General features: G+C 69.7%; 24 protein-coding genes and 1 pseudogene. 6 read left to right on the forward strand and 19 right to left on the reverse strand.

Annotation, left to right across the window (positions count from 1 at the left end; all coding sequences use genetic code 11):
* Positions 1–41 precede the first annotated feature (41 nt).
* Positions 42–1,040: a threo-3-hydroxy-L-aspartate ammonia-lyase gene (locus tag HJG44_RS03770; RefSeq protein WP_430395028.1), complete on the reverse strand. Its 999-nt coding sequence runs from the start codon at positions 1,038–1,040 to the stop codon at positions 42–44.
* Entirely contained in the window at positions 1,037–1,807 is a 771-nt protein-coding gene (locus HJG44_RS03775) for an enoyl-CoA hydratase (RefSeq protein WP_171216969.1), read from the reverse strand. The genes HJG44_RS03770 and HJG44_RS03775 overlap by 4 nt, the downstream gene beginning before the upstream one ends.
* Positions 1,808–1,982: 175 nt before the next feature.
* Between HJG44_RS03775 and rpoN the strand changes: the two genes are divergently transcribed.
* Together rpoN and HJG44_RS03785 are read left to right on the forward strand one after the other, a co-directional pair.
* Positions 1,983–3,491, forward strand: coding sequence for an RNA polymerase factor sigma-54 (gene rpoN, locus HJG44_RS03780; protein WP_171216970.1), 1,509 nt, complete (start codon positions 1,983–1,985; stop codon positions 3,489–3,491).
* Positions 3,492–3,572: 81 nt separating this feature from the next.
* Positions 3,573–3,929, forward strand: a complete 357-nt coding sequence (locus HJG44_RS03785) for a hypothetical protein (protein WP_171216971.1) — start codon at positions 3,573–3,575, stop codon at positions 3,927–3,929.
* A 9-nt stretch (positions 3,930–3,938) separates the two neighbouring features.
* Here HJG44_RS03785 and HJG44_RS03790 read toward each other — a convergent pair whose 3' ends face one another.
* Positions 3,939–4,367: an SET domain-containing protein-lysine N-methyltransferase gene (locus HJG44_RS03790; protein ID WP_171216972.1), complete on the reverse strand. Its 429-nt coding sequence runs from the start codon at positions 4,365–4,367 to the stop codon at positions 3,939–3,941.
* A 142-nt stretch (positions 4,368–4,509) separates the two neighbouring features.
* Positions 4,510–5,829 carry a phosphoribosylamine--glycine ligase gene (locus HJG44_RS03795; protein WP_171216973.1) on the reverse strand — a complete coding sequence of 440 codons (1,320 nt, stop codon included), beginning with the start codon at positions 5,827–5,829 and terminating at the stop codon, positions 4,510–4,512.
* A gap of 133 nt (positions 5,830–5,962) precedes the next feature.
* Here HJG44_RS03795 and HJG44_RS03800 point away from each other — a divergent pair, with 133 nt between their 5' ends.
* The gene (locus tag HJG44_RS03800) at positions 5,963–7,318 is read left to right on the forward strand and encodes a globin-coupled sensor protein (RefSeq protein ID WP_171216974.1); all 1,356 of its coding nucleotides are present in this window, start codon (positions 5,963–5,965) and stop codon (positions 7,316–7,318) included.
* Positions 7,319–7,322: 4 nt separating this feature from the next.
* On the opposite strand, the gene HJG44_RS03805 is transcribed toward HJG44_RS03800, so the two are convergent.
* The 5 genes and pseudogenes from HJG44_RS03805 to HJG44_RS03825 form a co-directional block, all read right to left on the reverse strand.
* The gene (locus tag HJG44_RS03805) at positions 7,323–7,631 is read right to left on the reverse strand and encodes a hypothetical protein (protein WP_171216975.1); all 309 of its coding nucleotides are present in this window, start codon (positions 7,629–7,631) and stop codon (positions 7,323–7,325) included.
* An 18-nt stretch (positions 7,632–7,649) separates the two neighbouring features.
* Positions 7,650–7,940 carry a 30S ribosomal protein S21 gene (gene rpsU / locus HJG44_RS03810; protein ID WP_171216976.1) on the reverse strand — a complete coding sequence of 97 codons (291 nt, stop codon included), beginning with the start codon at positions 7,938–7,940 and terminating at the stop codon, positions 7,650–7,652.
* A gap of 88 nt (positions 7,941–8,028) precedes the next feature.
* Positions 8,029–8,232 (reverse strand): hypothetical protein, encoded by a 204-nt coding sequence (locus HJG44_RS03815; RefSeq protein ID WP_171216977.1) that lies wholly within the window; start codon positions 8,230–8,232, stop codon positions 8,029–8,031.
* A 58-nt stretch (positions 8,233–8,290) separates the two neighbouring features.
* The gene (locus tag HJG44_RS03820) at positions 8,291–8,500 is read right to left on the reverse strand and encodes a cold-shock protein (protein ID WP_171216978.1); all 210 of its coding nucleotides are present in this window, start codon (positions 8,498–8,500) and stop codon (positions 8,291–8,293) included.
* A 258-nt stretch (positions 8,501–8,758) separates the two neighbouring features.
* Positions 8,759–9,829, reverse strand: a pseudogene (locus tag HJG44_RS03825) (esterase-like activity of phytase family protein); the annotation flags it as partial.
* Positions 9,830–9,921: 92 nt separating this feature from the next.
* Here HJG44_RS03825 and panC point away from each other — a divergent pair.
* Complete coding sequence (gene panC, locus HJG44_RS03830; protein WP_171216979.1) at positions 9,922–10,767, forward strand: pantoate--beta-alanine ligase; 846 nt, start codon at positions 9,922–9,924, stop codon at positions 10,765–10,767.
* 112 nt (positions 10,768–10,879) lie between these two features.
* Positions 10,880–12,091, forward strand: a complete 1,212-nt coding sequence (locus HJG44_RS03835) for an SMP-30/gluconolactonase/LRE family protein (protein WP_171216980.1) — start codon at positions 10,880–10,882, stop codon at positions 12,089–12,091.
* On the opposite strand, the gene HJG44_RS03840 is transcribed toward HJG44_RS03835, so the two are convergent.
* The 6 genes from HJG44_RS03840 to HJG44_RS03865 form a co-directional block, all read right to left on the reverse strand.
* Positions 12,088–12,735, reverse strand: a complete 648-nt coding sequence (locus HJG44_RS03840; RefSeq protein WP_171216981.1) for a 2-hydroxychromene-2-carboxylate isomerase — start codon at positions 12,733–12,735, stop codon at positions 12,088–12,090. The two genes, HJG44_RS03835 and HJG44_RS03840, sit on opposite strands and share 4 nt — an antisense overlap.
* A gap of 8 nt (positions 12,736–12,743) precedes the next feature.
* The gene (locus HJG44_RS03845; RefSeq protein ID WP_171216982.1) at positions 12,744–13,529 is read right to left on the reverse strand and encodes a VOC family protein; all 786 of its coding nucleotides are present in this window, start codon (positions 13,527–13,529) and stop codon (positions 12,744–12,746) included.
* Between the two features lie 28 nt (positions 13,530–13,557).
* Positions 13,558–14,394: an ABC transporter permease gene (locus HJG44_RS03850; RefSeq protein WP_171216983.1), complete on the reverse strand. Its 837-nt coding sequence runs from the start codon at positions 14,392–14,394 to the stop codon at positions 13,558–13,560.
* Positions 14,395–14,397: 3 nt separating this feature from the next.
* On the reverse strand, positions 14,398–15,375 hold the full coding sequence (locus tag HJG44_RS03855) for an ABC transporter permease (RefSeq protein WP_171216984.1): 978 nt from the start codon (positions 15,373–15,375) through the stop codon (positions 14,398–14,400).
* Positions 15,376–15,565: 190 nt separating this feature from the next.
* Complete coding sequence (locus tag HJG44_RS03860) at positions 15,566–17,155, reverse strand: ABC transporter substrate-binding protein (RefSeq protein WP_171216985.1); 1,590 nt, start codon at positions 17,153–17,155, stop codon at positions 15,566–15,568.
* Positions 17,156–17,321: 166 nt separating this feature from the next.
* On the reverse strand, positions 17,322–18,425 hold the full coding sequence (locus HJG44_RS03865; protein ID WP_171216986.1) for a trypsin-like peptidase domain-containing protein: 1,104 nt from the start codon (positions 18,423–18,425) through the stop codon (positions 17,322–17,324).
* Positions 18,426–18,464: 39 nt separating this feature from the next.
* Between HJG44_RS03865 and HJG44_RS03870 the strand changes: the two genes are divergently transcribed.
* On the forward strand, positions 18,465–19,649 hold the full coding sequence (locus tag HJG44_RS03870) for a lysylphosphatidylglycerol synthase domain-containing protein (protein WP_171216987.1): 1,185 nt from the start codon (positions 18,465–18,467) through the stop codon (positions 19,647–19,649).
* Here HJG44_RS03870 and HJG44_RS03875 read toward each other — a convergent pair.
* The 4 genes from HJG44_RS03875 to HJG44_RS03890 all read right to left on the reverse strand — a co-directional run bounded on the left by HJG44_RS03875 (position 19,592) and on the right by HJG44_RS03890 (position 24,777).
* On the reverse strand, positions 19,592–21,205 hold the full coding sequence (locus HJG44_RS03875) for an ABC transporter ATP-binding protein (RefSeq protein ID WP_171216988.1): 1,614 nt from the start codon (positions 21,203–21,205) through the stop codon (positions 19,592–19,594). The two genes, HJG44_RS03870 and HJG44_RS03875, sit on opposite strands and share 58 nt — an antisense overlap.
* A complete protein-coding gene (locus tag HJG44_RS03880; RefSeq protein ID WP_246736065.1) occupies positions 21,205–22,086 on the reverse strand; it encodes an ABC transporter permease in 882 nt (293 codons plus the stop codon). Before HJG44_RS03880 ends, HJG44_RS03875 begins: the two co-directional genes overlap by 1 nt.
* Positions 22,087–22,130: 44 nt before the next feature.
* Positions 22,131–23,072 (reverse strand): ABC transporter permease, encoded by a 942-nt coding sequence (locus tag HJG44_RS03885; RefSeq protein WP_171216989.1) that lies wholly within the window; start codon positions 23,070–23,072, stop codon positions 22,131–22,133.
* 136 nt (positions 23,073–23,208) lie between these two features.
* Complete coding sequence (locus HJG44_RS03890) at positions 23,209–24,777, reverse strand: ABC transporter substrate-binding protein (RefSeq protein ID WP_171216990.1); 1,569 nt, start codon at positions 24,775–24,777, stop codon at positions 23,209–23,211.

A 24,777-nucleotide genomic window follows, 5' to 3' on the forward strand; every position in this document is an offset into this window, starting at 1 on the left:
CTCGGAGTACCTTGTCGGGAAGTCTAAATCGGCCTCCTCGGTCACCCCAGCAGCCGCGCGAGCACCCGCGAATCTACGTTGCCGCCCGACAGGATCACCCCGACGCGCTTGCCCGCGATCGGGACGAGGCCATTCAGCGCCGCGGCCGCCGCGAGGCAGCCGGTCGGCTCCACCACGATCTTCAGCCGCTCCAGAAGGAAGCGCATCGTCTCCACCAGCATGGCGTCGGAGACGGTCAGGATGTCCATCACGTCCCGGCGGATGATCGGGAAGGTACGCTCCCCGAGATGCGTCGTCAGCGCGCCGTCCGCGATCGAGACCGGGACCGGGATCGTGACGATCTTCCCCTCGCGGAAGGAGCGCTGGCCGTCGTTCCCGGCCTCCGGCTCGACCCCGTAGACCCGGCAGCCGGGCGAGCGCGCGGCGGCGGACAGGGCCGAGCCCGCCAGGAGCCCGCCGCCGCCGAGGCAGACGAACAGCGCGTCGAGCGGGCCAGTCTCCTCGATCAGTTCCAGGGCCGCCGTGCCCTGGCCGGCGATGACGTCCGAATGATCGTAAGGCGGGATCACGGCCAGGCCGCGATCGGCCGCAAGCCGGCGCCCGATCGCCTCGCGGTCGTCCCGGTAGCGGTCGTACAGGACGACCTCGCCGCCATAGCCCTTCGTCGCCTCCATCTTCAGGGCGGGCGCGTCCGCCGGCATGACGATGACCGTCTTCACGCCGAGCAGGTTTCCGGCATATGCGATGGCCTGGGCGTGGTTGCCGGACGAGAAGGCGACGACGCCACGCGCCTTCCCGTCGGCCGGGAGGGCGGCGATGGCGTTGTAGGCGCCTCGGAACTTGAAGGCGCCAGAGCGCTGCAGGTTCTCGCACTTGAAGAACAGGCTGGCGCCGCTCAGCGCATCCGCCGTGCGGGAGGTGATGACGGGGGTGCGATGGGCGACGCCGGCGATGCGCCGCGCCGCCGCTTCCACGTTGGCGAAGGTCGGGAGCGCCGGTCCCGGCGCGGGCTCGGTCAGGGCTGCGCTCATCGGGATCATCCGTGCTTGAAGGCGGGCGGGCGCTTCTCGAGGAAGGCGGCCATGCCCTCCTTCTGGTCGGCGGTCGCGAACAGAGCGTGAAAGACCCGGCGCTCGAAGCGGATGCCCTCGGCGAGGCTCGTCTCGTCGGCGCGGTTCACCGCCTCCTTGGTCATCATGACGACCGGAATGGACATGGACGCGATCGTTCGGGCGACCTCCATGGCCTCGTCGAGGAGCTTGGCGGCGGGCACGACGCGCGAGACGAGGCCGGAGCGCTCGGCCTCGGCGGCATCCATCATCCGGCCGGTGAGGCAGAGGTCCATGGCCTTGGTGCGCCCGACGAGCCGGGTGAGGCGCTGCGTTCCGCCGATCCCGGGCATGACGCCGAGCTTGATCTCGGGCTGGCCGAACTTCGCCGTATCGGCCGCGATGATGATGTCGCACATCATGGCGAGTTCGCAGCCGCCGCCGAGCGCGAAGCCCGCGACCGCCGCGACGATGGGCTTGCGCCGCTCCGCGATGCGGTCGGCGAGGCGGAACAGATCGTCCAGGTAGGTGCCCGGATAGGTGAGGCCGGACATCTCGGCGATATCCGCACCCGCCGCGAAGGCACGGTCGGAGCCGGTGATCACCGTGCAGCCGATGTCGGGATCGCCGTCGAATTCCGTCAGCGCCTTGACGAGCTCGGCGATGAGCGCGGAGTTCAGCGCGTTCAGCGCCTTCGGGCGGTTCAGCGTGATCCGGCCGACGCGCTCGGCGCGCTCGACAAGGATGTGTTCATGCATCGCGTGCGTTCCTCCGGACGGGCAACGCAGCGCTAGTTGACGGGATGGTCGCCGGCAAGATCGGCCGCGGCCGGGCGCCGCGGAGGGCGTGCTTGCCCTTTGACCTCGGCCTTCGCCTGAAGTAGACCGGAAGGACAAGCAAAAACCGTGCCTGACGTGGCGCGCGGGGCTCCGTATGGCGTTGTTGCAGCGACTGGAAATGCGCCAGGGCCAGTCCCTGGTCATGACGCCTCAGCTTCTGCAGGCGATCAAGCTGCTGCAGCTCTCGCATCTCGATCTCGTCAGCTACGTGGAAGCCGAGCTGGAGCGCAACCCGCTGCTGGAGGCGGGCGAGCGCGAGAGCGACGGCGCACCGGCCGGGCTCGAGCCCGACCATCCGGCGGCGGAGCTGATCCGGGCCGGCGACATCGACCTTGCCCGCGGCGAGATCGACGGCGACGGCGCGCCGCCGCTCGACAACGTCTTCGACGAACCCGCCGGGCCCGCCGCGTCCGAGCCGCAGGTGGAGGCCTTCACGCTGTCGACGCCCGCCTGGCAGAGTTCGGGCGGGTCCTTCGACGGCGAGGAGACGGACTTCGCCGCCAGGCTGACCGCCGAGCCTTCGCTGCACGAGCATCTGTCGGGGCAGCTCGACCTCGCGACCGCCAGCCCCGTGGACCGCTTCGTCGGCCGCCACATCATCGATGCCGTGGACGAGGCCGGCTATCTCGGCGAGAGCTGTGAGGCGCTCGCCGCCCAGCTCGGCGTCGAGCCGGCCGAAGTGGAGCGCGTCCTGGCCCTCGTCCAGGGCTTCTCCCCCTCCGGGGTCGCCGCACGCAATCTCGCCGAATGCCTGGCCATCCAGCTCCGCGAGCGCGACCGCTTCGATCCCGCCATGCAGGCGCTGGTCGGCCGGCTCGACCTCGTGGCGAGGCGCGACACGGCCACGCTCAGGCGGATCTGCGGGGTCGATGAGGAGGACCTGGCCGAGATGCTGGCCGAGATCCGCCAGCTCGATCCGAAGCCCGGACGCGCCTTCGGGGGCGGGCCGGTGCAGACGCTCGTGCCCGACGTCTTCGTCCGGGCCGCCCCGGACGGGAGCTGGATTGTCGAGCTCAATCCCGACACCCTGCCGAAGGTGCTGGTGAACCAGGCCTATCACGCGAAGGTCTCGCGCCAGGCCAAGGGCGAGGCGGAGAAGAGCTTCATCAGCGAGTGCCTGCAGAGCGCGAACTGGCTGACGCGCTCGCTCGAGCAGCGCTCGAAGACCATTCTCAAGGTGGCGACCGAGATCGTCCGACAGCAGGACGGGTTCTTCGCCCACGGGGTCGCCTTCCTCAGGCCGCTGAACCTCAAGACGGTCGCCGATGCGATCGGCATGCACGAGTCGACGGTGTCGCGCGTCACCTCCAACAAGGCGATCGGGACCGCGCGCGGCACCTTCGAGATGAAGTACTTCTTTACCGCTTCCATCCCGAGCGCCTCGGGCGCGGAGGCGCATTCCTCCGAAGCCGTGCGCCACCGAATCCGTCAACTCGTGGAGGGCGAGAGTCCGGACGACATCCTGTCCGACGACGCGCTCGTGAGGAAGCTGAAGACGGAGGGCGTCGACATCGCCCGCCGCACCGTCGCGAAGTACCGCGAGTCGCTGCGGATCCCGTCTTCTGTCGACCGACGCCGAGACAAGCGCGTCGGCATGCGCTGACAGGTCGCCCCGGCCGGGGAACGCGATCCGCTTGCGCGGGATTGAACCGGGACACGTCCAGTCCAGAGGAGGATGCGCCCGATGAAGTCCCTTGCTGCCGCGCTCGCCGCGGCCGTCACCCTGATCGCCGGCTCCGCATGGGCGCAGGCGACGCCGCCCGCGGCCGCCTCGCCATCCTCGCCCCCTGCGAGCACGGCCGAGAGCCAGACCGCTCCCGCCCAGATGCGCGAGACGGGACGACCCGGCCGCGGCGCCCATATCAAGATCGATGGCCCGGGCGGCGTCGAGGTGTCGATCCGCTGCGCCGACGGCGAGACCACGCGCGCCTGCGCCGATATCGCGATCCAGCTGATGGAGAGGGCGCGGAGCGTCTCGTCCGAGCGCCGCCGCGACTGGGACCGCGATCGGGACCGCGACGCCTTCCGGGACCGCGACTGAGCGCGCCCGCTATTCCGGCGTGAACCAGAGCGTCATCTGGTAGTCGATCGTCAGCTCCTCTCCGGCCTGGATGTCGCGGCGGGCGACGAGGTCGATCGCAAGCTCGTCGATGTGCCGGACGAAGTCGCAGTTCGGCGCGTAGGAATGGTTGAGGAGGCTCGTATAGCCGAGCGCGATGGCCGAGCGGCCCTCGTGCCGGTAGAGGTCCTCCTCTACCGTCCCGTGCTCCCACATGAACACGTAGGTGAAGACGATCGTAGGGTCGACCGCGGCGCGGTCAGAAGCCGGGATGACGAGCACCGGCGAACGCTCGATCAGCGCCCCGGCCGGGATGTCTGCCTCGGCCACGACGCCGCGGCCGCGCCGCCCCATCTGCAGGATGCGGAGCGGCAGCCGGTGGCCGGACCGGATCGGCAGGAGCTCGAAAGGGGCGTTCATCCTGGCCTGTTCCGGTGAGGCGACGCGCATGCGCGCCGGGGAGGTTGCGGAGCGGCGCCTGTCGGAGCGTCTCAGGAGGTGGCAGGAGCGCGCGGGCCGATAAGCGGGCGAAGCGGCCCGGGTTCCGCGCGATTCTGCTCATTTACGAGGCAGGCGGGTCGAGCAGCCCCAGCCCTTCCACGCGCGCGAGCTCGCGCGCTTGCAGCCTCTCGCCGATGTCGCGGCGGTAGCGCAGATCCGGCACCAGCACCCGGTCCGCGAGCGCATAGGCCTCGTCCCGGGCGGCCGCGATCGTCGCTCCGGTGCCGGTCACGACGGCCGTCCAGCCGTAGATGCCGCTCGTCACGAGCGCGCCCGCTCCGTCGAGCCCGACCTCGCCGTGGTGGAAATTGGCGCGATCGGCGGCGCCGAGTTCGCCCTCGAACAGCACGGGCAGGCCGACCGGGGCATCGGGGATCTCCCGGCGCGTATAGGGGAAGGGCGGCGTCGTCAGCACCACGCCCACCGCGAAGCCCGGCCGGGTCCGGAGGCGCGCGCCCGAGCGGGACGTCATGGTGCGGAACAGCTCGGCCCACGCGGTCTCCTGGAGCGGATCGAGGATCGCGAAGCCGGGGTAGCCGAAGCGGCAGGTGAATTCGAGCGGCCAGATGCCCCGCTCGTTCACGATCGTGTTGAGGTTGATATAGCCGAGATAGCGGTTCTCGCGCAGCAGCGGCGCCATCCGGGCGAGCGTCCGGGCGAAGAAGGTCCCGGTCCGCTCGTAGGTGACGACCGTGCCCATCTCGCCCGTCAGCTCGCCCATGTCGCCGGGGAAGAAGCGCTTGTGCTCCCAGTCGAGGCAGGCGGGCTCGAGGAAGCGCTCCCCGTCGAAATAGGCGCCCACGCCCATCTCCACGCCGTCGAGATGCTCCATCAGGATGAAGCGGGCCGGGTCCTCGCGTCCGCGCAGGCGCGCCCGAAGCATCGCGGCGACGTCGCGCCCGTCGGAGAGGCGCCCGACATAGTTGTCGGATGCCCCGAAGCCCTCGCCGGAGAATTTGAGCACGTAGCGGGCGGGCCGCTCGGCCAGGAAGGCGAGGGCCGGGGCGGCCGCGTCGAACTCCCACACGCCTGCGACCCGCAGCCCGATCCCGGCGAGCACCGCCTGCGCGAAGGCGCGGTCCTTCTCCAGCCTGTCGCCGAAGCCGGAGCCGCCGATCACGTTGAAGCCCTGCCCCCGCAGCTCGTCCTGGACGGCGCCCCGGCCCTTGGCGACGTTCTCGAACAGGACGATCCCGTCCGGACCGGCCTCGCGGATCCAGTCGAGCTCGGCCTGCCAGTCGCCGGTCCGGGCGACGATCCCGGCCATGGTGCCGTGCGCGAGCGGCTCGCCGATGAAGACCCGGACCTCGTGCCCGTCCTCGGCGAGGCGGCCGTAGAGCGCGCCGAGATCGCAGGTGTCGCCGATGCCGAGGAACCGCATGGCCCGGTGTGGCAGGCCGCCCGCCGGAGCACAACGCCGCGGCCGAAGGGAGGCTCTCACGGGGCATTAACATCTTCGTGCGAAACCCGGCCGGGGCCTCCCTGCGCCCGCCATTCCGGACCGAGCCGCCGCCATGGACCTTGCACCCTCCCGCGAGCTCCCGGCGAATTTCAGCCATCGGCTCCGGCTCTACCGCCTCGGCGAGGCCGAATTCGGGTCGCTCGGCCGGCTCTGGCCGCGGCTCGAGCCCGCCCTGCCGGGAGCGCTGGACGACTTCGTCGCGCTGGAACTCGGCAATCCGCCCACCCGCGCGCTGTTCGAGGCGCATGGCGCCGCGATCCGCCGGCTCGAGCTCGACCATCTCGCGATCGTCCTCTCGGGCCGGATCGATGCCGGCTATGTGCGCTCCTGCCAGAGCTTGGCAGCCGAGCACGACCGCCTCGGGGTTTCCGCCCGCACGCGGCTCTTCGCCCGCAACGTCGTGTTCGAGGCCATGCTGGAAGTCCTGCGCCGGCAGCACCGCGTCAGCGGCGCGCGCCTCGCCCGGGCCGTGCGCGTCGTCGGTGCGGCGCTCGATTTCGACGTCGCGATGACCATGTCGCTGCAGCAGGACGCCGCGCTCAGGGCATCCGAATCGCGGCGCGAGGCGGTGGAGCGCGCGATCGGCGAGTTCGAGCCCGCGATCGGGACGGTCGTGCGCTCAGTGGCGGCCGCCGCGGAGGCGCTGCGCACGAGCTCGGCCGAGATGCGCGCGGTCGCCAACGAGACCTCGTCCCGCATGAGCAGCGCCGCCCGCTCGGCCGCGGAGACGCAGGAGACCGTGGTGGCGGCCGCGACCGCGACCGACCAGCTCGCGCTCGCCATCGGGGAGATCGGCAGGCAGAGCGGCGAGAGCCTCGGGCGGGCCCGCAACGCGGCCGACGACGCCCGCACCTCCATGGGCGGCCTTCAGGAGCTCGCGCTTGCGGCCGACCAGATCGGATCGGTCGTGGAGCTCATTTCCAAGGTCGCCGGGCAGACAAACCTACTTGCGCTGAACGCCACCATCGAGGCCGCGCGCGCCGGCGAGGCGGGGCGGGGCTTCGCGGTGGTCGCGCAGGAGGTGAAGGCGCTCGCGAACGAGACCGCGCGCGCCACGGAGGACATCGCCCGCCAGACGGAGGCGATCCGCGCGGCGGCGCGGCGCTCCCTGTCGCAGATCGGCGCGGTGATGGAGGCGGTCGCGGGCATCTCCCAGGCCGCGACCGCGATCGCGGGCTCGGTGGAGGAGCAGGCCGCCGCGACCCGCTCGATCTCGGACGGCATCAAGGTCGTGGCCGGAACGACGACCCGGGCGAGCGAGGAGATGCGGGCGGTGGACGCGGCGACTGCGCGCCATCTCGCCGCGGTCGAGGCGATCGTCCAGTGGACGGACCGGCTGGCGGTCGGCTCCGGCGATCTGCGGAGCGGCGTCGAGCAGTTCTTCGCCCGCGTGCGCGGGACGGGGTAGAGGGTCACGCCTCGCGCGGGACGAGGCCGGGGCGCGCCGCGTGGCTCGCCCATCCGCCGCCGATCAGCGCGGCGGCGCCCGCAGCCCCCGAATCGGCGAGCGCCTGGAGAATCTCATCCTGCCGAGGCGTCCTGGTTTCGGCCGTGCGGGCGCGGGCGATCTCGAGCGAGATCGCGATGCCGCGCTCGAGCTCGGCCCGGGACAGGCCCGGGAAGCGGCCGAGCACGTCGCCGGCCAGATCATGCAGGTCGGACCAGGCCGAGTCCGGAAGGCCGGCCAGGTAGGTCGCCACGACGAGGGACGTCTCCGCCATGATCGGCCGGGGGAAGGCTCAGGAGCCGGTGGCGGGGATTGTGCTCGGGAGCGGCGCGGCTGCCGGGCGGCGGCGCGCGTCGAAGCTCCTGGGCTTCGGCTTCGGCAGGAGCCCTTCGCGCTGCATCTGCTTGCGGGCGAGCTTGCGCGCGCGCCGGATCGCCTCGCCGCGCTCGCGCGCCTTGCGCTCGGAGGGCTTCTCGAAAGCCTTCCGTTTCTTCAGCTCGCGGAAGATCCCCTCGCGCTGCATCTTCTTCTTGAGGACGCGTAGGGCTTGATCGACGTTGTTGTCGCGAACCAGGACCTGCAAGGGATCTCGCTTTCAGCGCCGGGCCGGAGACGGGCAGCGCAAGCTGGGGGTGGCTTCGGCGGCGTCGCCGCGAATGGGGAGCGCGGGCTCAGTCCTGCGCGTCTTCTGCGGCCGGCTCGGTCCGCTGGGCGGCAGGCTCGGCCTCGTTGCGGGCCGGAGGGCGCGGTGAGAAGCGCTTTCCGCGCTGCACCAACGTCGCCTTCGGCATTTCCTTCTCCGCCAGGTGCCCGGCGGCCTTTTCGACGGTCTCGGCCAGGGTGCGGCCGGTCGCGTTGCCGATGAAACGTGCCACGTCGAACCTCCGTCGGACAAGGAAGGCGGGAGGGGCGGCGCCCCTCCCGGATGCGTGATCAGGCGATCTGGAGGTTGCCCACCGCGACCTTGCCGGAGCGGCGGTCCTGCTCGGTGTCGAAGGCGACCTTCTGGCCCTCGACCAGGCCGCGGATCCCGGCGCGCTCGAGCGCGGTCGCATGGACGAACACGTCCTTGCCGCCGTCGTCCGGCGCGATGAAGCCGTAACCCTTGGTCTCGTTATAGAATTTCACGGTTCCCGTGGTCATGACGGGTGTCCTTTCGTCTCTTCTGCACATTGAAATCAAGGCAGCGCAGGCGCGCCGCGATTTCGGCTTCGCGATATTGGATAGAAAGTCTGAAGCGTGCGCCTAAAGAGGCGAAGCGGCCCAGTCGTCCGGCCAAAGTCGACACAGGGGACATAGGCCTGTTCGGGGCCGATTACAAGCCGGAGGGTGCCGGAAGCGGCCCGGGCCGCCGGCCCGAGCCCTGGACGGAACGGGCGCCTGGAGCGGCGCCCGGCAAGATCATCGCGCCTTCAGCAACTCGGGCACGGAGAGCAGCACGAACTCGTTGTCGTCGGCCTTGTTGGGTTCGCGGCTGGACGAGAACGGCAGGTTGTTGTCGTTGCCCACGACGATATGGCTCGCATCGACCACATCCACGTTCTCGATGGTGAAGAACGGGAAGGCGAGTGCGCCGTCGGTGAGCGGCTTGCGGGCCTTCCTGTCCGGATCGGCGATCCGCAGGAGGTCGATATAGCCGATCTTGCGGACCGGCTTGCCGACCTGCGCCTCGCCCATCTCGATCTTGTAGATGCGCTTCAGCTTCGGCAGGTCGTGGAAGCAGTCCGTGCGGCGCTGGCCCTCGGGGCAGGCCTTGTCCGGTACGCCCTCGCCGTTGTCGCGCTCGATGACGAGAGCCGTTGTCGCGTCGACCATGTTGAAGTCGCCGATCGCGGCGCCGTTCTGCTCCAGCACGTATTTCCAGTGCCGGCCCGTCCACCTTCCGGCCTGCGTGTCGAATTCGAGGATGCGCAGATACTCCTTCCCGCCCTCCTTCTCCCAGTCCTTCGCCTCGGCGTTCCAGAGCGGACCTTCCAGAAGCGGATAGAGGAAGCGGCCGTCCGGCGACGCCGCCATGCCCTCGTAGCCTTTCGAGCGGCGCACCTCGAAGGTGACCGCGCCGCCGGGCGCGGCCGGCGTCGTGACGGCTGGGTGGTCGGGCGAGCGGACCACCTTGCCGTCCACCTCCGTCTCGAAGACCGCCTCGACCTTGCCGGTCCGGTCGGCGCGGATGAGGAACGGACCGAACTCCTCGCCGATCCAGATCTTGCCGCCGACGGGCTGGATGCTCTCCGGGTCGAAGTCGGAGCCCGTGAGGTAGCGCGTCGTCGTGGCCTCGTTGGCGATGCGGAACGGCACCTTCCTGTCCGGGTCGCGCAGGAAGACTGTCTCCTTGCGGTCGACCTGGCCGGTTGCGAAGTCGATCGCGTAACGGTGCCAGTAGAGCATGGCGTCCGGAGAATTCGCCTTGGCACCCGCGCCGTTATCCGTCAGCACGAGGAAGGTGCCGTCGGAAAGCTTCCTGATGCCGGACCCGGCTCATGTCGGGCCGATGACAGGTTGACCTCCGCGGCCAAGCTTCGGAGAACCCGGCCTGGAACAGCCGCCAGGAGAGCGTAGGGAAAATGCAGCCGCCCGATACCGTCCGGACCGTGGCCGAGCTCAGGGCGCGCGTGGCCGCCTGGCGCGCGGCGGGCGAGCGGATCGCGCTCGTCCCCACGATGGGCGCGCTGCACGAGGGGCATCTCGCGCTCGTCCGCGCCGGGCGCGAGCGGGCGGAGCGGGCCGTCGTGTCGATCTTCGTCAACCCGAAGCAGTTCGCGCCGACAGAGGATTTCGACGCCTATCCGCGCGTGGCGGAGAAGGACCGGGCGGCGCTGGCGGGCCTTGCCGATCTCGTCTTCGCGCCGGGCGTGAACGACATGTACCCTCCAGGCTTCGCGACGGAGGTCACGGTGGCGGGGCCGAGCGGCGGGTTCGAGGGCGCCGCCCGGCCGGGCCACTTCGCCGGGGTCGCCACCGTGGTCGCGAAGCTCCTGATCCAATGCGCGCCGGACTGCGCGATGTTCGGCGAGAAGGACTGGCAGCAGCTCCAGGTCGTCACCCGCATGGCGCGCGACCTCGACCTGCCGGTCGAGATCGTGCCGCACCCGACGGTGCGGGACGAAGCCGGGCTCGCGCTCTCCTCGCGCAACGCCTATCTCTCGCCGGAGCAGCTCGCGATCGCCCGCAAGCTGAACGTCGTTCTCTCGCGCGTCGCGGGCGAGCTGCGGGTCCGCCCGGTGGCGGAGGTCCTAGCCGAGGGCAGGGCGGAGCTGGAGCGGCTCGGATTCGGGCCGATCGACTATCTGGCTGTCGCCGAGCCCGAGTCGCTCACGCCGCTCGACGTGCTCGCGCCTGGGCGGCCCGCCCGGCTTCTCGCCGCCGCCCGGCTCGGCCCCGTCCGCCTCCTGGACAACATGGCCGTGTGAGGTGCTGCACCCCTTGGGGTAGCTTGACCGCTCGCGCCGGCCGCGCCTAGCCTCCGGTCGAGCGTCGCCCGGAGGCGCCTGTCTCCCGAGAGCGCCGCCGGGAGGGCGTGCCATGTCGAGCGAGGAAGGCGGCGCCCTGTCGCGCCGCGCATTCACGAGCATTCTGGGCGTCGGCGCCGCAGCCGCCGCCTCGGGCGCGGCGTTCGGCCAGGCGCCGTCGCAGCGGCAGGGACCGCCGACCGTCGTCAGCAACCCGCCGCGCGATTTCAGCCCGCGTGGGGCGCCGACCACCTATTTCTCGGATCCCGACATCCTCAGCGTCGATCCGAGCTTCGACAACCTCGTCCAGCCGAACGCCGCCATCCAGCGGATCTGGACGGGCGCGCTCTGGGCCGAGGGGCCGGCCTGGAACGCGCAGGGGCGCTATCTCGTCTGGAGCGACATCCCCAACAACCGGCAGCTGCGCTGGATCGAGGATGACGGCCGCGTCTCCGTCTTCCGCACGCCCTCCGGAAACTCCAACGGCAACACCTTCGACTATCAGGGCCGGCAGATCTCCTGCGAGCACCTGAACCGGCGCGTCGTACGCTACGAGCTCGATGGCTCCGCGACGGTGCTCGCCGACAGCTACCAGGGCAAGCGGCTGAATTCGCCGAACGACGCGGTGCCCCATCCGGACGGGTCGGTCTGGTTCACCGATCCGCCCTATGGCGGCCAGCTCTACGAGGGCGCGCCGGACGAGGCGGGCGGCCCGTCCAACCCGTCCGGACGGATCAATCCGCGCCTCGGCCAGCCGCCGGAGGTCGGCCGCTGGCGGCGCGAGCTGCCGACCAATGTCTACCGGCTCGACCCGTCCGGCCGCCTCGACGTGGTGATCACCGAAGAGCAGGTGCCGGACCCGAACGGGCTCTGCTTCTCGCCGGACTACCGGCGGCTCTATGTGGCATCCACCGGCAAGGGCCCGGGCGACCGCGGGCCGGGCGGCAAGGGCGACATCCATGTCTTCGAGGTCGGGCCGGACAACAGGCTGTCGAATGGCCGCCGCTTCGCCGATTGCGTCGTCGACGGCGTGAACTGCAATTCGGACGGCCTGCGCTGCGACGTCGAGGGGAATGTCTGGGCTTCGTCCAATGCCGGCCGGAACCTCGGCTATAGCGGCGTCACCGTCTGGAATCCGGACGGCAAGCTGATTGGGCGGATCCGGCTGCCGGAGGTTTGCGGCAACGTGTGTTTCGGCGGGCCCAAGCGGAACCGCCTCTTCATGGCCGCGAGCCAGTCGCTCTACGCCGTCTATGTCGGCACCCAGGGGGCTGCCCCGGGCTAGCACGGCTTCGGCAGCTCTCGGTCAAGATGTCGCCTGAAGGCCAGCGCTCGATCGGCGAAGCCGTAGCGGTCCTGGCCCCAGAAGAGCTCGCCGTCGATGACGAGCGTGGGCGAGCCGAAGACGCCGAGGCGCTCGGCCTCCTCGCTGTTCGCCCTGTACTCCGCCTGCACGGCCTCGCTCTGCTCAGCCGCAAGCAGCGCCGCGCCGTCATAGCCGTTCTCGTCCGCGATGCGGCGGCGGGTGGCGGGGTCGGCGATGTTCTGCTCCTCCGCCCAGAGCGCGCGCAGGATCGCGTGCGAGAGCGGAAAGGCATCGGCGCCGCTCTGCTGGGCCGCGATCACCATCCAGCCGGCGTGCTTGTTCCAGTTCGGCGCCGGGTTCCGCATCGGGTAGTGGCGCGGCTCCAGATTGAGCGGCAGGCCGAGATAGTCGCGCCAGCGCGCCAGCTCGGTGCGATGATAATCGCGCCGAGGCTGCGGCCGGGTCCGGATGGGGACGCCGCCTGTCCTCGGCACGATCTCCTGGAAGTCGAAGGGCTTCAGCACGAGCCTCACCCGCTGCCGCCGCACGATGTCCTGCAGGCGCGGCCCGCCGAGATAGGCCCAGGGCGAGGACAGGGTGTAGAAGCAGGGGAGTTCAAGCATGGCGCCTCTCAGGCGATCGTCAGCCGGGCGCCGTGCGTCAGCGCAGGGTCGAGTTCGCGCGGGGCGCCGCCGCCCGCCGCGAAGACCGCCGCGAAGGGGCCCTCGCCGCGGCTCGCGAGGGTGGCGGCAAGCGCCCCCTCGGAAGCCGTCGGGCTCGCGAGGGTGACGATGGTGCCGTTCGCGAGCGTGAAGGAGGCGGTTTGGGCGGGCGTGCCGCCGACGCTCTCCTGGCGGATCGGGACCTCTCCGGTCCCGAGCAGCGCCGCGTTGCGCTTCAGCGACTGCTCCAGGTCCTTCACGGCGACCGTCAGCTTCGCCACGCCCGTGACCCCGTTCGGGTGGCGGCGGATCTCGCCCTCCTGCACGCGCAGGCGGCGGGGCGTGACATCCCCGCACAGGAAGGGCACGTCGGGGCGCGGCGAGCGGGCGGTCTGCCAGTCCAGGCGCTCGCCGTCCGGACGGTTGCGGCCGCCGGGTTCGGGTGAGGCGATGTCGAGCCCCCGCGCCTGCGCCCGCGCGACCACGGCCGCGATGTCGTCCGGCAGCAGCGCATAATCGACGAAGCCCTCGCCGACCCCGTGGAAGATGTCGGACCAGCGGTTGCCGGGATCCGGGCGCTTCCAGGCGATCAGCTCAAGATAGGCCCCGTCCTGCAGGACGACGAGCACGTTGTGCGTGATCCCGTTCGCATGTTCGCCGCCGCGGATCACCGTGAAGCCGAGCTCCGTGTAGTCGGCGAGGGCCTTGTCGAGATCGGCGACCGCGATCACGAGATGGTCGAGGGCGAGCGACATCTGGACTCCTTGTGTCGGGGGGGCCGGCTCACTCGCCGGCCTCGCGAAGCTGCGGGTTGAGCGCGTCGTTGAGACCCTGGCCGACGAGCGATACGGCGAGGACCGTGACGAGGATCGCGACGCCCGGGATCGCCGAGACGTACCATTGCGTGCGCAGGACGCCGCGACCCGCGCCGATCAGGTTGCCCCAGGAGGCGACGTTCGGGTCCGAGAGCGACAGGAAGGCGAGCGCGCTCTCCAGGAGGATGGCGGTCGCCATGACGATGCTGGCATAGACGATCACGGGCGGCAGCGCGTTCGGGAGCATCTCCCGCACGATGATCTTGGCGTCGCGCATGCCCAGCACGCGGCAGGCCTGCACGAATTCGCGGTTCTTGAGCGACAGGAACTCCGCCCGCGTCAGCCGCGCCGGGGCGGGCCAGGAGACGAGGCCGATCGCGACCGTCACGGTCGCGATGTCGGAGCCGAAGACGGCCACGAAGACAAGGAGGAGGAGGAAGCTCGGCAGCGTCTGAAAGGCCTCGGCGACGCGCATCAGCGCGGTATCGGCCCAGCCGCCGTAGAACCCCGCGAGCGCGCCGACCGCGATGCCGATCCCGATCGAGATCACGGTGGCGACGAGCCCGATGAGCAGCGCCACACGGGCGCCGTGGAAGATCTGCGCGGCGATGTCCCGGCCGCTCGGATCGGTGCCGAGCGGGAAGCGCGGATTGACCATCGGCCATTGCAGCGGCCGCCCCGCGAGGCTCAGCGGGTCCCGCGGGAAGACGAAAGGCGCCGCGATCGCGACCGCGATGACGAGGAGCAGGAGCGCGGCGCCGATGAGGGAGGCGGGGCTCCGACGGAAGCGGGCGAGGAACCGCATGGCTCAGCCGCCCGCCGCGATACGCGGGTCGAGCCACGCATAGAGCAGGTCGACCGCGAAGTTGATCAGGATCACTAGGATCGCCGACACGAAGACGATCCCGAGCAGCGTGTTCAGGTCGCGCTGGACCACCGATTCGTAGGCGAGGCGCCCAAGACCGGGCAGGGCGAAGACGCTCTCCACCACCACCGAGCCGCCGAGCATCGTGCCGGCCTGCAGGCCGAGGATCGTCACCATCGGCAGGAGCGCGTTCCGCAGCGCGTGCCGGACCGTGACGGCGGTCGGGCCCAGGCCCTTCGCCCGCGCCGTGCGCACGAAATCGAGATTCATCACCTCCAGCATCGCGGTCCGCATCACACGCAGGTAGGTGGCCAGGAAGATGAGGGCGAGCGTCACGGTCGGAAGCACGAGGTGATGCGCGATGTCGAGTGCGCGGGCGAGGCCGGTCGCACCCGAGCCGACCTCCTCGAAGCCGCCGGAGGGCAGCCAGCCGAGCGTGATCGCGAAGACCACGATCCCCATCAGGCCGAACCAGAAGGAGGGCGTGGCGTAGAAGACGAGGCCCAGCGTCGAAAGCAGCGTGTCGGGCCAGCGCCCTACCGTGCGGGCCGCGATGACGCCGAGCGTCATCCCGCCCAGGAATGCGAGCGCGAGCGAGGTCCCCATGAGGAGGAGCGTCACCGGGAGCCGCTCCGCGATCACGTCCGCCACGGGCTTGCCGTAGATGGCCGACATGCCCAGATCGAGCCGCACGAGCCGCAGGAGGTAGCGTCCGAGCTGCACCAGCGCCGAGACGTCCAGCCCGTAATAGCGGCGGAGCTCCTCGGCCGTTGCCGGATCGCCGCCGCCCATCTGCGCCATCAGCGCGTCTACGGTATCGCCCGGCGCCAGCTGCAGCAGGAGGAAGAGGCCGGCGAGGATGAGGAAGAGCGTCGGCAGGCTCGCGGCGAGCCGCCGAAGGGCCAGGAGCAGGATGGTCATCGAGGGATCAGGCTAAGCTTCGACGCGCTGCCGCGCCACCAGCGATCGTCATCCCGAGAAGGCGCGGATCCGTCTCGAAGCACGCGCAAGCGGTCCATCCTTCGTGACGCGCCGGATGGGCGCGCAGGCGTCAGGGCGAGGGAAGAGCCGCTGGCTCACGGGTTCGCCCCGGGGCCGTTTCGTGTCTCCCTCAAGCCTCGATCCAGGTGTCGTGCCAGTCGCCCGAGCCCCAGCGCGGGTAGTTGTGGTCGTTCTTCACCTTCTTCGAGGTCGCTGCCAGGAAGGTCCGCTCCGTCAGCATCCAGACCGGGATCTCGTCGTTCACGGCCTTCACCCAATCGGCATAGAGCGCCTTCCGCCTGGCGGGGTCGAGCTCGGTTGCCGCATCGTCCACGAGCTTGTCCACGACGGCGGACTGCCAGCCGTACTGGTTCGTCCAGGGCGCGCCCTTCGGGGAGCCCGAACGGTACCACACGGTCGTCGAGACCGCCGGGTCGCCCCGATACTGGTGCCAGCCCGTGGCCAAGTCGAAATTCCAGTCGCGATAGACCGTGGCGAGGGCGCCAGCATTATCCAGGTTCACGATCTCGACCCGGATCCCGACATTCTGCAGCGATTGCTGGATGAAGGTGGCGAGCAGCGGCACGTCTTCGCCGTTCTGGATCGGCACGAGCTTCAGGGAGAAGCGGATGCCGCCGGCGCCGCGCTTGTAGCCGGCTTCGTCGAGAAGCGCGTTCGAGCGCTTCACGTCGAATTCGTAGGGCGGCTTGCCGCCGGGATAGAACGCCGTCGAGGAGGACGGGATCGGCCCGGTTGCGGGCTTGCCCTCGCCGTAGATGAAGTTCTCGATGAAGAACGGCACGTCGATGGCATGCGCGATGGCGCGGCGGACGCGCACGTCCGCCAGCTCCTTGCGCCGGCAGTTGAACTCCAGCGTGTTGTTGAAGGCGTTCGCCTCAAGGCCCCGGCTGGAGACCGTGAAGCGCGGGTCGCTCTTCAGCCGGTCGAGGTCAGCGAGCGCGAGCGCGTTGTACTCGGAGGTCTGGACCTGCCCGGTCTCGAGCGCGGCGGTCGCTGCCGCCTTGTCCGTGATGAAGCGCCACACGATCCGGTCGAGATAGGGGAAGCCCTTGCGCCAGTAGTCCGGGTTGCGTTCCGCGATCACGAACTGGCCGCGCTCGTATTGCACGAACTTGAACGGTCCGGTGCCGATCGGCGCCGTGTTGGCCGGATTCTCGAGAATGTTCGTCCCTTCGAAGACGTGCCTCGGCGCGATGTAGCCGAGGTCGCAGAGCGCGCGCAGGAGGAGGTCGGCCGGCATCGGGCGGGAATACCTGAACACGGCCGTGTGCGGGTCCGGCGTGTCGACAGCTTCCAGATATTGCTGAAGCTGGGTGCCGTAGTTCAGGTACTTCTTCCACATCTCCATGGCCGTGTACTGCACGTCCGCGGAGGTGAAGGGCTTGCCGTCATGCCAGGCCACGCCTTCGCGCAGCCTGAACGTGAAGGTCTTGCCGTCCGGAGCTGCCTCCCAGCTCGTGGCGAGAACCGGGGCCGGCTTGCCCTGGGCATCGAGATCGACCAGCGCCTCCATGATCTTCGACGTGATGATGTAGACGCCCGTGGAGGCGCGGATCGCCGGGTTGAGGACGCGCTGCTCGCCGCTGAGCTGCACTGTCAGCACGCCGCCGCGTCGGGGCGATTGGGCGAGCGCCTCCCTGGCGGAGGCGGCGCTGAGCGCGGCCGCCCCGATCCCTGCCAACACTTCGCGACGATTCATGGGGGAACCTGACTGCCTTCGAGGCGCGACAGTATCGCTGCACTGCAGCAGGTCGGCAAGGACACCGGCTTTCAAAGACGGGCCGCTGGCGGAGAAGGATGGCGCTGCTTCCCCTCGGTTCTGCGGAACGATCTTCTCCGACCGGGCTTCCCCGACGCGCGCCGGCTTACCGCCGCGACGAGCCGAGATCGGCGATCTCCACCCTGAGCCGTTCGGTCTGCCCGTCGCGCAGGAGCTCGATCTCGATCGCCTGGCCGATCCCGGCCCGCTCGAGCTCGTCCAGAAGGTCGGAGAGCCGCGAGACGGCGCGGCCGTTCACCCCGACGATGACGTCGCCGAGCTCGCCCGTGACGGGATCGATGCCCCGGATGCCGGCGCGCTGGGCGGGCGAGCCCGGAATGGTGCGGACCACCACGACACCCGGGATCCCGAGCCGGGCGGTGACCGCCTCGGCGCCAGCGATGATGCCGATGCCCGGCTGCGGCATGCGGCCGTTCCGGATCAGCTCCGGCACGACGCGGTTCACGACATCGATCGGGATCGCGAAGCCGATCCCGGCGGAGGCGCCGGACGGCGAGAAGATCGCCGTGTTCACGCCGATCACCCGGCCGGCCGAATCGAGGAGCGGGCCGCCGGAATTCCCGGGATTGATCGCCGCGTCCGTCTGGATGACGTCGGCGAGCTCGCGGCCCTGGCCGGTCGGAAGCCGGCGCTGCAGCGCGCTGATGACGCCGGTCGTGAGCGTCTGATCGAGCCCGAAGGGGTTCCCGATCGCGAAGGCCGACTGGCCCACCTTGAGGTCTCGCGACGCCCCGATCGCGATGGGCGGCGGCGGCTCGCGCAGGCGGCCGAGACGGAGGACCGCCAAGTCGTAGTTCGGCGCCGTGCCCACGATGGAGGCGGAGGCGATCTCGCCCGAGGCGAGGCGAACGGCTATCGGGCCGGCATTCTGGACGACGTGGTTGTTGGTTACGATGTGTCCCGCCGCGTCCCAGACGAAGCCCGTGCCGGTCTGCTGCCCGCCGCCCTCCTCGCCTGTGAGGAGGTTCCGGTTCGCCCGCGACACGGCGAAGACGTGGACGACGGAGGGCGAGGCGCGCTCGAACAGCTCGATCGTGCTGCGCTCGCTCGCCGTCAGGTCGTCGCGCGGGGTCACGACGCGCGGCGCCTCCTGCGTATAGAGGAAGCGCGCGACATAGGGTTCGGCCACGAAGGCCGCGAGCAGCAGCACCGCAAGCGTCAGCGCGACGCGGCTCAGTCCATCCCGCACGGTCCTCGCCCTCACGCTTCAGCCCGGAAAACTGGCGGGGTGGCCCGGGTCCTCGCCGCCGGACGCTGTGCCGAGATCCGCGCCGGGGTCGCGGAATGGCCGGCCCCGGCCTATGAGGCTCCGGGACAGGCGTCAACGGTGCCGGAGAGGAGGGCGAGTGAAGTCGAGGGGACAGGCGTCGCGGCGATGCTGAACCGGCGGACGCAGCTTTCGCTCGCGCTGGTGGCCGGGCTCACGCTTGCGGTCGGAATCGCCGCACATGCGGGAATGGACGCCGTAGCGGAGGTGCTGAGCCGCCTCGGTGGAACCGAACTTCTGTGGCTCTGTGCGATGCAGGTGGGTTCGGTCCTGCTCTGCGGGCTGGCCTGGTGGGTCTTCACCATCGGGGCGAGTCTCGTCGCCTGCACGGCAGCGCGCTTCGTCCGGGATGGGGCGTCGAGCGTGTTGGCGATCATCCCGGGCATGGGCGAGGTCGCCGGCATCCGCGCGCTGACCCTGTTCGGCGCGCGGGCCGGCAATGCGGCCGGGAGCGGCGTGATCGATCTGGCCACGGAGATCGTGGCGCAGATCCTCTTTACCCTCGCGGGGGTTGTGGCGCTTGTTGGCGTGCTCGGCTGGGCGGAGCTGGATCACGCGATCGGCATCGCCGTCGCATCCGTGCTGCCCCTTGTCGTGGCCTATCTGGTTTTCCGAATCGGGCGCATCCGCAAGGCGGTCGTGCGTTTTGTCGCCCGTGTGGAGCATCATTTCGGTCTCGCCGAGTGGGGCCTCGGGGCCGAGGCGGGCCGCACCGTCGCGGCGCTCTGGCAGGACCGACCGCGCCTCCTCGCCGGAATCCTGATCCATTTCGCCGCCTGGATGCTGTCGGCGCTCCAGATCTGGTACGCGGCCTGGGCGCTCGAGGCGCCGCTCTCCCCGCTCGGCTCGCTGGCGCTCGCCGCGCTCGTCCATGCGGCGCGCGGCGTGCTCTTCGTCGTGCCCTGGGGCGCGGGGGTGCAGGAGGTCGGCTTCGTCGTGGCCGGCGTCGCGCTCGGGCTCGACGAGCCGACCGGGATCGCCATGTCGCTCGCCTTCCGGGTGCGGGACATCCTGCTGGCGCTGCCGGCCCTCCTTCTGTGGGGCGTGGCCGAACTGCGCGAGCTCTGGCTCGCGCCCAAGTTCGATGCTCAGGCCGCGAAGGCGAAATCGCGGCCCGGCGCCGCATCGAGCAGCGCCCGCGTATAGGGGTGGCTGGGCGAGGCGAAGACCTCGCTCGTGCGGCCTTCCTCCACCACGACGCCCTTCTCCATGACCATGATGCGGTCGCAGATCTGTGCGGCGACCCGCAGGTCGTGCGTGATGAACAGGATGGCGAGCTGGAACCGCTTCTGCACGTCGTCGAGCAGGTCCAGCACCTGCTTCTGTACGGAGACGTCGAGCGCCGAAACCGCCTCGTCCGCGATCAGCACGTCGGGCTCCATGGCGAGGGCTCGGGCGATGGCGATGCGCTGCCGCTGCCCGCCGGAGAACTGGTGCGGGTAGCGCGACAGCGCGTCGGGCTGGAGGCCGACGAGCTTCATGATCTCGCGCGCCCGTGCGGTCGCGTCGGCTGCCGGGAGGCCGTAATTCATCGGCCCCTCGACGATGGAGGCGCCGACCGTGCGGCGCGGGTTCAGAGACCGGTACGGATCCTGGAATACCACCTGGATGCGCCGGCGATAGGGCCGGAGCTGCCGCTCGCGCAGCTTTGCGATATCGGCATTTGACACCAGGATCGCGCCCTCCGTCGGCTCGATGAGCCGCGCGATGCAGCGCGCCACCGTCGTCTTGCCCGAGCCGGATTCGCCCACGATGCCGAGCGTCTCGCCGCGCCTGACCTTGAGGTTCACGGCCGCGGCCGCCTTCACGATGCGGGGCCTGGAGAAGAAGCGTCGCTCGCCATAGGTCTTGCCGAGCCCGATCCCCTCCAGCGCGACCGGGCCGGTCGGCTCGGGCCGGCCCTTCGGCTTCAGGCTCGGGACGGCGCCGATCAGCATGCGTGTATAGGCGTGTTTCGGACGGGTCAGGACCTCTTCGGCCGGGCCCTCCTCGACGACGTGTCCGCCTTCCATCACGACGACCCGGTCCGCGATCTCTGCGACAACGCCGAAATCGTGCGTTATGAAGAGGACGCCCGTGCCGCGGCGGCTCTGCAGCTCCTTGATCAGCTTGAGAATCTGCGCCTGGGTGGTGACGTCGAGGGCGGTCGTCGGCTCGTCCGCGATGAGGAGCGCGGGGTCGAGCACGAGCGCGGCCGCGATCATGATGCGCTGGCGCTGGCCGCCCGAGAGCTGGTGCGGATAGGAGGCGTAGATGCGCTCCGGGTCAGGCAGCCGCATCGCCTCCATGATGCCGAGCACCCTGGTCCGGCGTTCCGCCGCGCCGAGATCGGTGTGGATGCGCAGGACCTCGTCGATCTGGTCGCCGATCGTGAGGACCGGGTTCAGGGCCGTCATCGGCTCCTGGAAGATCATGGCCATGCGCGTGCCGCGCAGGTCCCGCAGCCGCTGCGGCGAGGCTTCGAGGACGTTCTCGCCCTCGAGCAGGATTTGGCCTGCGGAGGGCTTCAGCACCTTCGGCAGCAGGCCCATGACCGAGAAGGCCGTGACCGACTTGCCCGAGCCGGATTCGCCGACGATGCAGACGATCTCGCCCGTGTTCACGGTCAGGGATACGCCCTCCACGGCGTGGCGCCGGTCGCCGCCTACCGGCAGCGCGACCGTGAGGTTCTTCACCTCGAGAACGGGCTTTGCGCTCTCCATCACCGCCCCGCCATCTTCGGGTCGAGCGTGTCGCGCAGTCCGTCGCCCAGCATGTTCACCGCGAGCACGGTGAGCGCGAGGAAGATGCCCGGATAGAGGATGTTGTGCGGATAGATGCGGAAGAGGTTGCGGCCCTCCGCCATGATGTTCCCCCAGGTCGGCGTCTCGGGCGGGATGCCGATGCCGAGGAAGGAGAGGATCGCCTCCACGAGCATCGCCGAGGCACATATGAATGTGCCCTGCACGATCAGGGGCGCGACCGTGTTCGGCAGGATGTGACGCACCATCAGTTTCGGGGTCGGCGTGCCGGCCATGATGGCGGCCTCGACATAGGGCTCCTCACGGACGGAGAGGACGATCGAGCGCACGAGGCGGACGACGCGGGGGATCTCCGGCACCGTGATCGCGACGATGACGGCGCCGAGCCCGGCCCGGAACAGCGAGACGACCGCGATGGCGAGCAGGATGGCCGGGATCGCCATCAGGCCGTCCATGAGCCGCATGATGGCCCCGTCGAGCCAGCGCACGTAGCCGGCGACGAGACCCAGCACGAGGCCGATGGCGAGCGAGATCGCCGCGACCGAGACGCCGATGATGAGCGACACCCGCGCCCCGTAGATGACGCGGCTATAGACGTCCCGCCCGAGCGAGTCGGTACCCATCCGGTGTCGGAAGGTCGCGGACGAGCCGTCGTCCTGCCGGATCGTGCGCTCGACCCCCGGCACGCGGTTGCGGAAGGCCGGGTTGATGGCGCTCGGGTCGATCGTTCCGAGCGCCGGCGCCAGCATCGCGATGAAGAGCATGACCAGCAGCACGCCGCCGCCGATCAGGACGGAGGGCTGCCGGAACAGCCTGCGCCAGACCGCGAAGCCGGGCGCCAGGGTCGGCGAGGGTGTCGCGGGCGCGAGGATCGCGGGCTTGGCGCTCAATAGCGGATCCTCGGGTCGAACAGCGTATAGGCGAGATCCACGCAGAGATTGATCGCGATGTAGACGACCGAGAAGAGCAGGATCACGGCCTGGATGGTCGGGTAGTCGCGGGCGAGAACCGCATCCACGGTGAGGCGGCCAAGACCCGGGATGGAGAAGACGCTCTCCGTCACGACCACGCCGCCGATGAGGAGCGCCACCCCGATGCCGATCACGGTGACGATCGGCACGGCCGCGTTCTTCAGCGCGTGGCGGAACAGGATCTTCCGCTCGACCTGCCCCTTGGCGCGCGCGGTGCGGATGTAGTCCTCGCCCAGCACCTCGAGCACGCTCGCGCGGGTCATGCGGGCGATGAGCGCGATATAGATCACCGACAGCGTCAGCGAAGGCAGGATCAGGCGCTGGAGGAAGCCCCGGAACCCGCCCGAGATCGATTGATAGCCCTGGATCGGCAGCCAGTTCAGCGTGATCGCGAAGACGTAGATGAGCGCATAGCCGATCACGAAGACCGGGACGGAGAAGCCGAGGACCGAGAACCCCATCACGACCCGGTCGATCCAGGTGCCGTGCTTGTAGGCGGCGAGCACGCCCAGCGGCACGGCCACGAGCACCGCGATCACGATCGTCGTCAGCGCGAGCGAGACCGTCGGCTCGAGGCGCCCGACGATCAGCTCGGCGACGGTCTTCTTGAAGAAGAAGCTTTCGCCGAAATTGCCGCTGAGCAGATTGCCGCTCCAGATCAGGAACTGGGTCAGGATCGGCTGGTCGAGCCCGAGCCGGGAGCGGATCATCGCGATCTGCTCTGAGGTGGCGTTGTCGCCCGCGATGACGGCCGCGGGGTCCCCCGGCGTCAGCCGCAGCATCAGGAAGACGAGCACCGCCACGATCAGGAGGACCGGGATGGTCGCGAGGAGGCGGCGCAGGATGTAGCCGAGCATCAGGCAGCACCTCGGCAGGGCAGCAGGGTGTCATCCCCGGCCGGAGCGAAGCGAAGGGGAAGGGGATCCAGTCGCACGAACTCGACCTCGAGATCCCCTTCCCGGCCGCTGCGCGGCCGCCGGGGATGACCTTCGGTCACTTCTTCTCGATGTTCCAGAAGACGGGTGCCGCGGCGGTCAGGATGCCCGAGATGTTCCCGCGCGTCCCGATCGGCACGTAGTACTGGCCGAGATGGATATGGGTCACCACCTCGCGCTGGCGCAGCTGCACCTTCTCGACGATCTCCTTCTGCTTGGCGGGATCGGTCTCGCGCGCGAAATCGTCGCGCAACTTCTCCATCTCGGCGTCGCACGGCCAGCCGAAGGCCGCCTTGTCGCAGGACGCGTTGATGAAGCCGGTCATCACCGGGTTCAGGATGTCGGCCGAGACCCAGGAGGTCAGCATCAGGTTCCAGCCGCCCTTGTCGACCGGGTCCTTGCGGGTGCGGCGGGAGACGACCGTCTGCCAGTCGGAGGACTGCATGTCGACCTTGAACCCGCCCTTCTCGAGGAGCTGCTTGGCGACGGGCGCGAGGTTCGTCAGCACCTGCAGGTCGGTCGAGTGCAGGAGCACGACCGGCGTGCCGTCGTAGCCCGCCTCCTTGAGCAGCTCCTGCGACCTCTTGAAGTTCGACTCGAGCAGGTTCTCCATGCCCTTCTCGGTCGCGAGCGCGGTGCCGCAGACGAAGATCGCCTTGCAGACCTTGTAATAGTCCGGGTTTCCGATCGTCGCGTCCAGGAAGTCCTTCTGGTTCAGCGCGTAGAACATCGCCTGCCTGATCTTCGGATTGTTGAAGGGCGGCAGCAGGTGGTTCGGGCGGAGTGTGTATTGCAGACCGAGCGGGTTGTAGTCGACCAGCTTGATCGACTTGTCGCTCTTGAGCAGCGGGATGAGATCGTGCGGCGGCTGCTCGTAGTAGTCGATCTCGCCCCCCAGAAGGGCGTTCGCGGCCTGCTGGTGGTCGGAGATCGCGAGCCATTCGACGCGGTCGAGCTTGACGACCTTGCCGCCGGCGAGGCCTGAGGCCGGCTCCGAGCGCGGCTTGTACTTGTCGAACTTGACGTAGACGATCTTGTCGCCCGGCTTCCACTCGTCCTGCTTGAACTTGAACGGGCCGGAGCCGGTGAAGTCCGAGATCTGCGTGTTGGGGTCGGTCTCCGCGACGCGCTTGGGCATCATGAAGGGCACGTTCGAGGACGGCTTGCCGAGCGCGAAGAGGAGCAGGCCCGTGGGCGATTTCAGCTTGATCGTGAAGGTCTTGTCGTCGCTCGCCGAGATGGTGTCGACGAAGCTCATGACCTTCTGGCCGAGCGGGTCGCGCGCCGACCAGCGCTTGATGGAGGCAACGCAATCCTCGGCCGTGACGGGCTTCTCGTCATGCCAGAGCAGGCCGTCGCGCAGCTTGAACGTGTAGGTGAGCTTGTCGGGCGACTCCGTGTAGGTGTCGACCATCTGCGGCTTGACCTCGCCCTTCTCGTCCAGCGCGAAGAGCGTGTCGTAGATCATGTAGCCGTGGTTGCGGACGATGTAGGCCGTGGTCCAGATCGGATCCAGGATCTTCACGTCGGAATGCATCACGGCCTTGAGCGTCGTCTGGGCCTGGGCCACGGACGTTCCGGCCAGCGCCGCCGCCGCGAACGCCGCCATTCTCCACGCGAAACTCAT

Origin of the sequence: Enterovirga aerilata (assembly GCF_013044135.1) — a bacterium.
Lineage (GTDB): Bacteria > Pseudomonadota > Alphaproteobacteria > Rhizobiales > Beijerinckiaceae > Enterovirga > Enterovirga aerilata.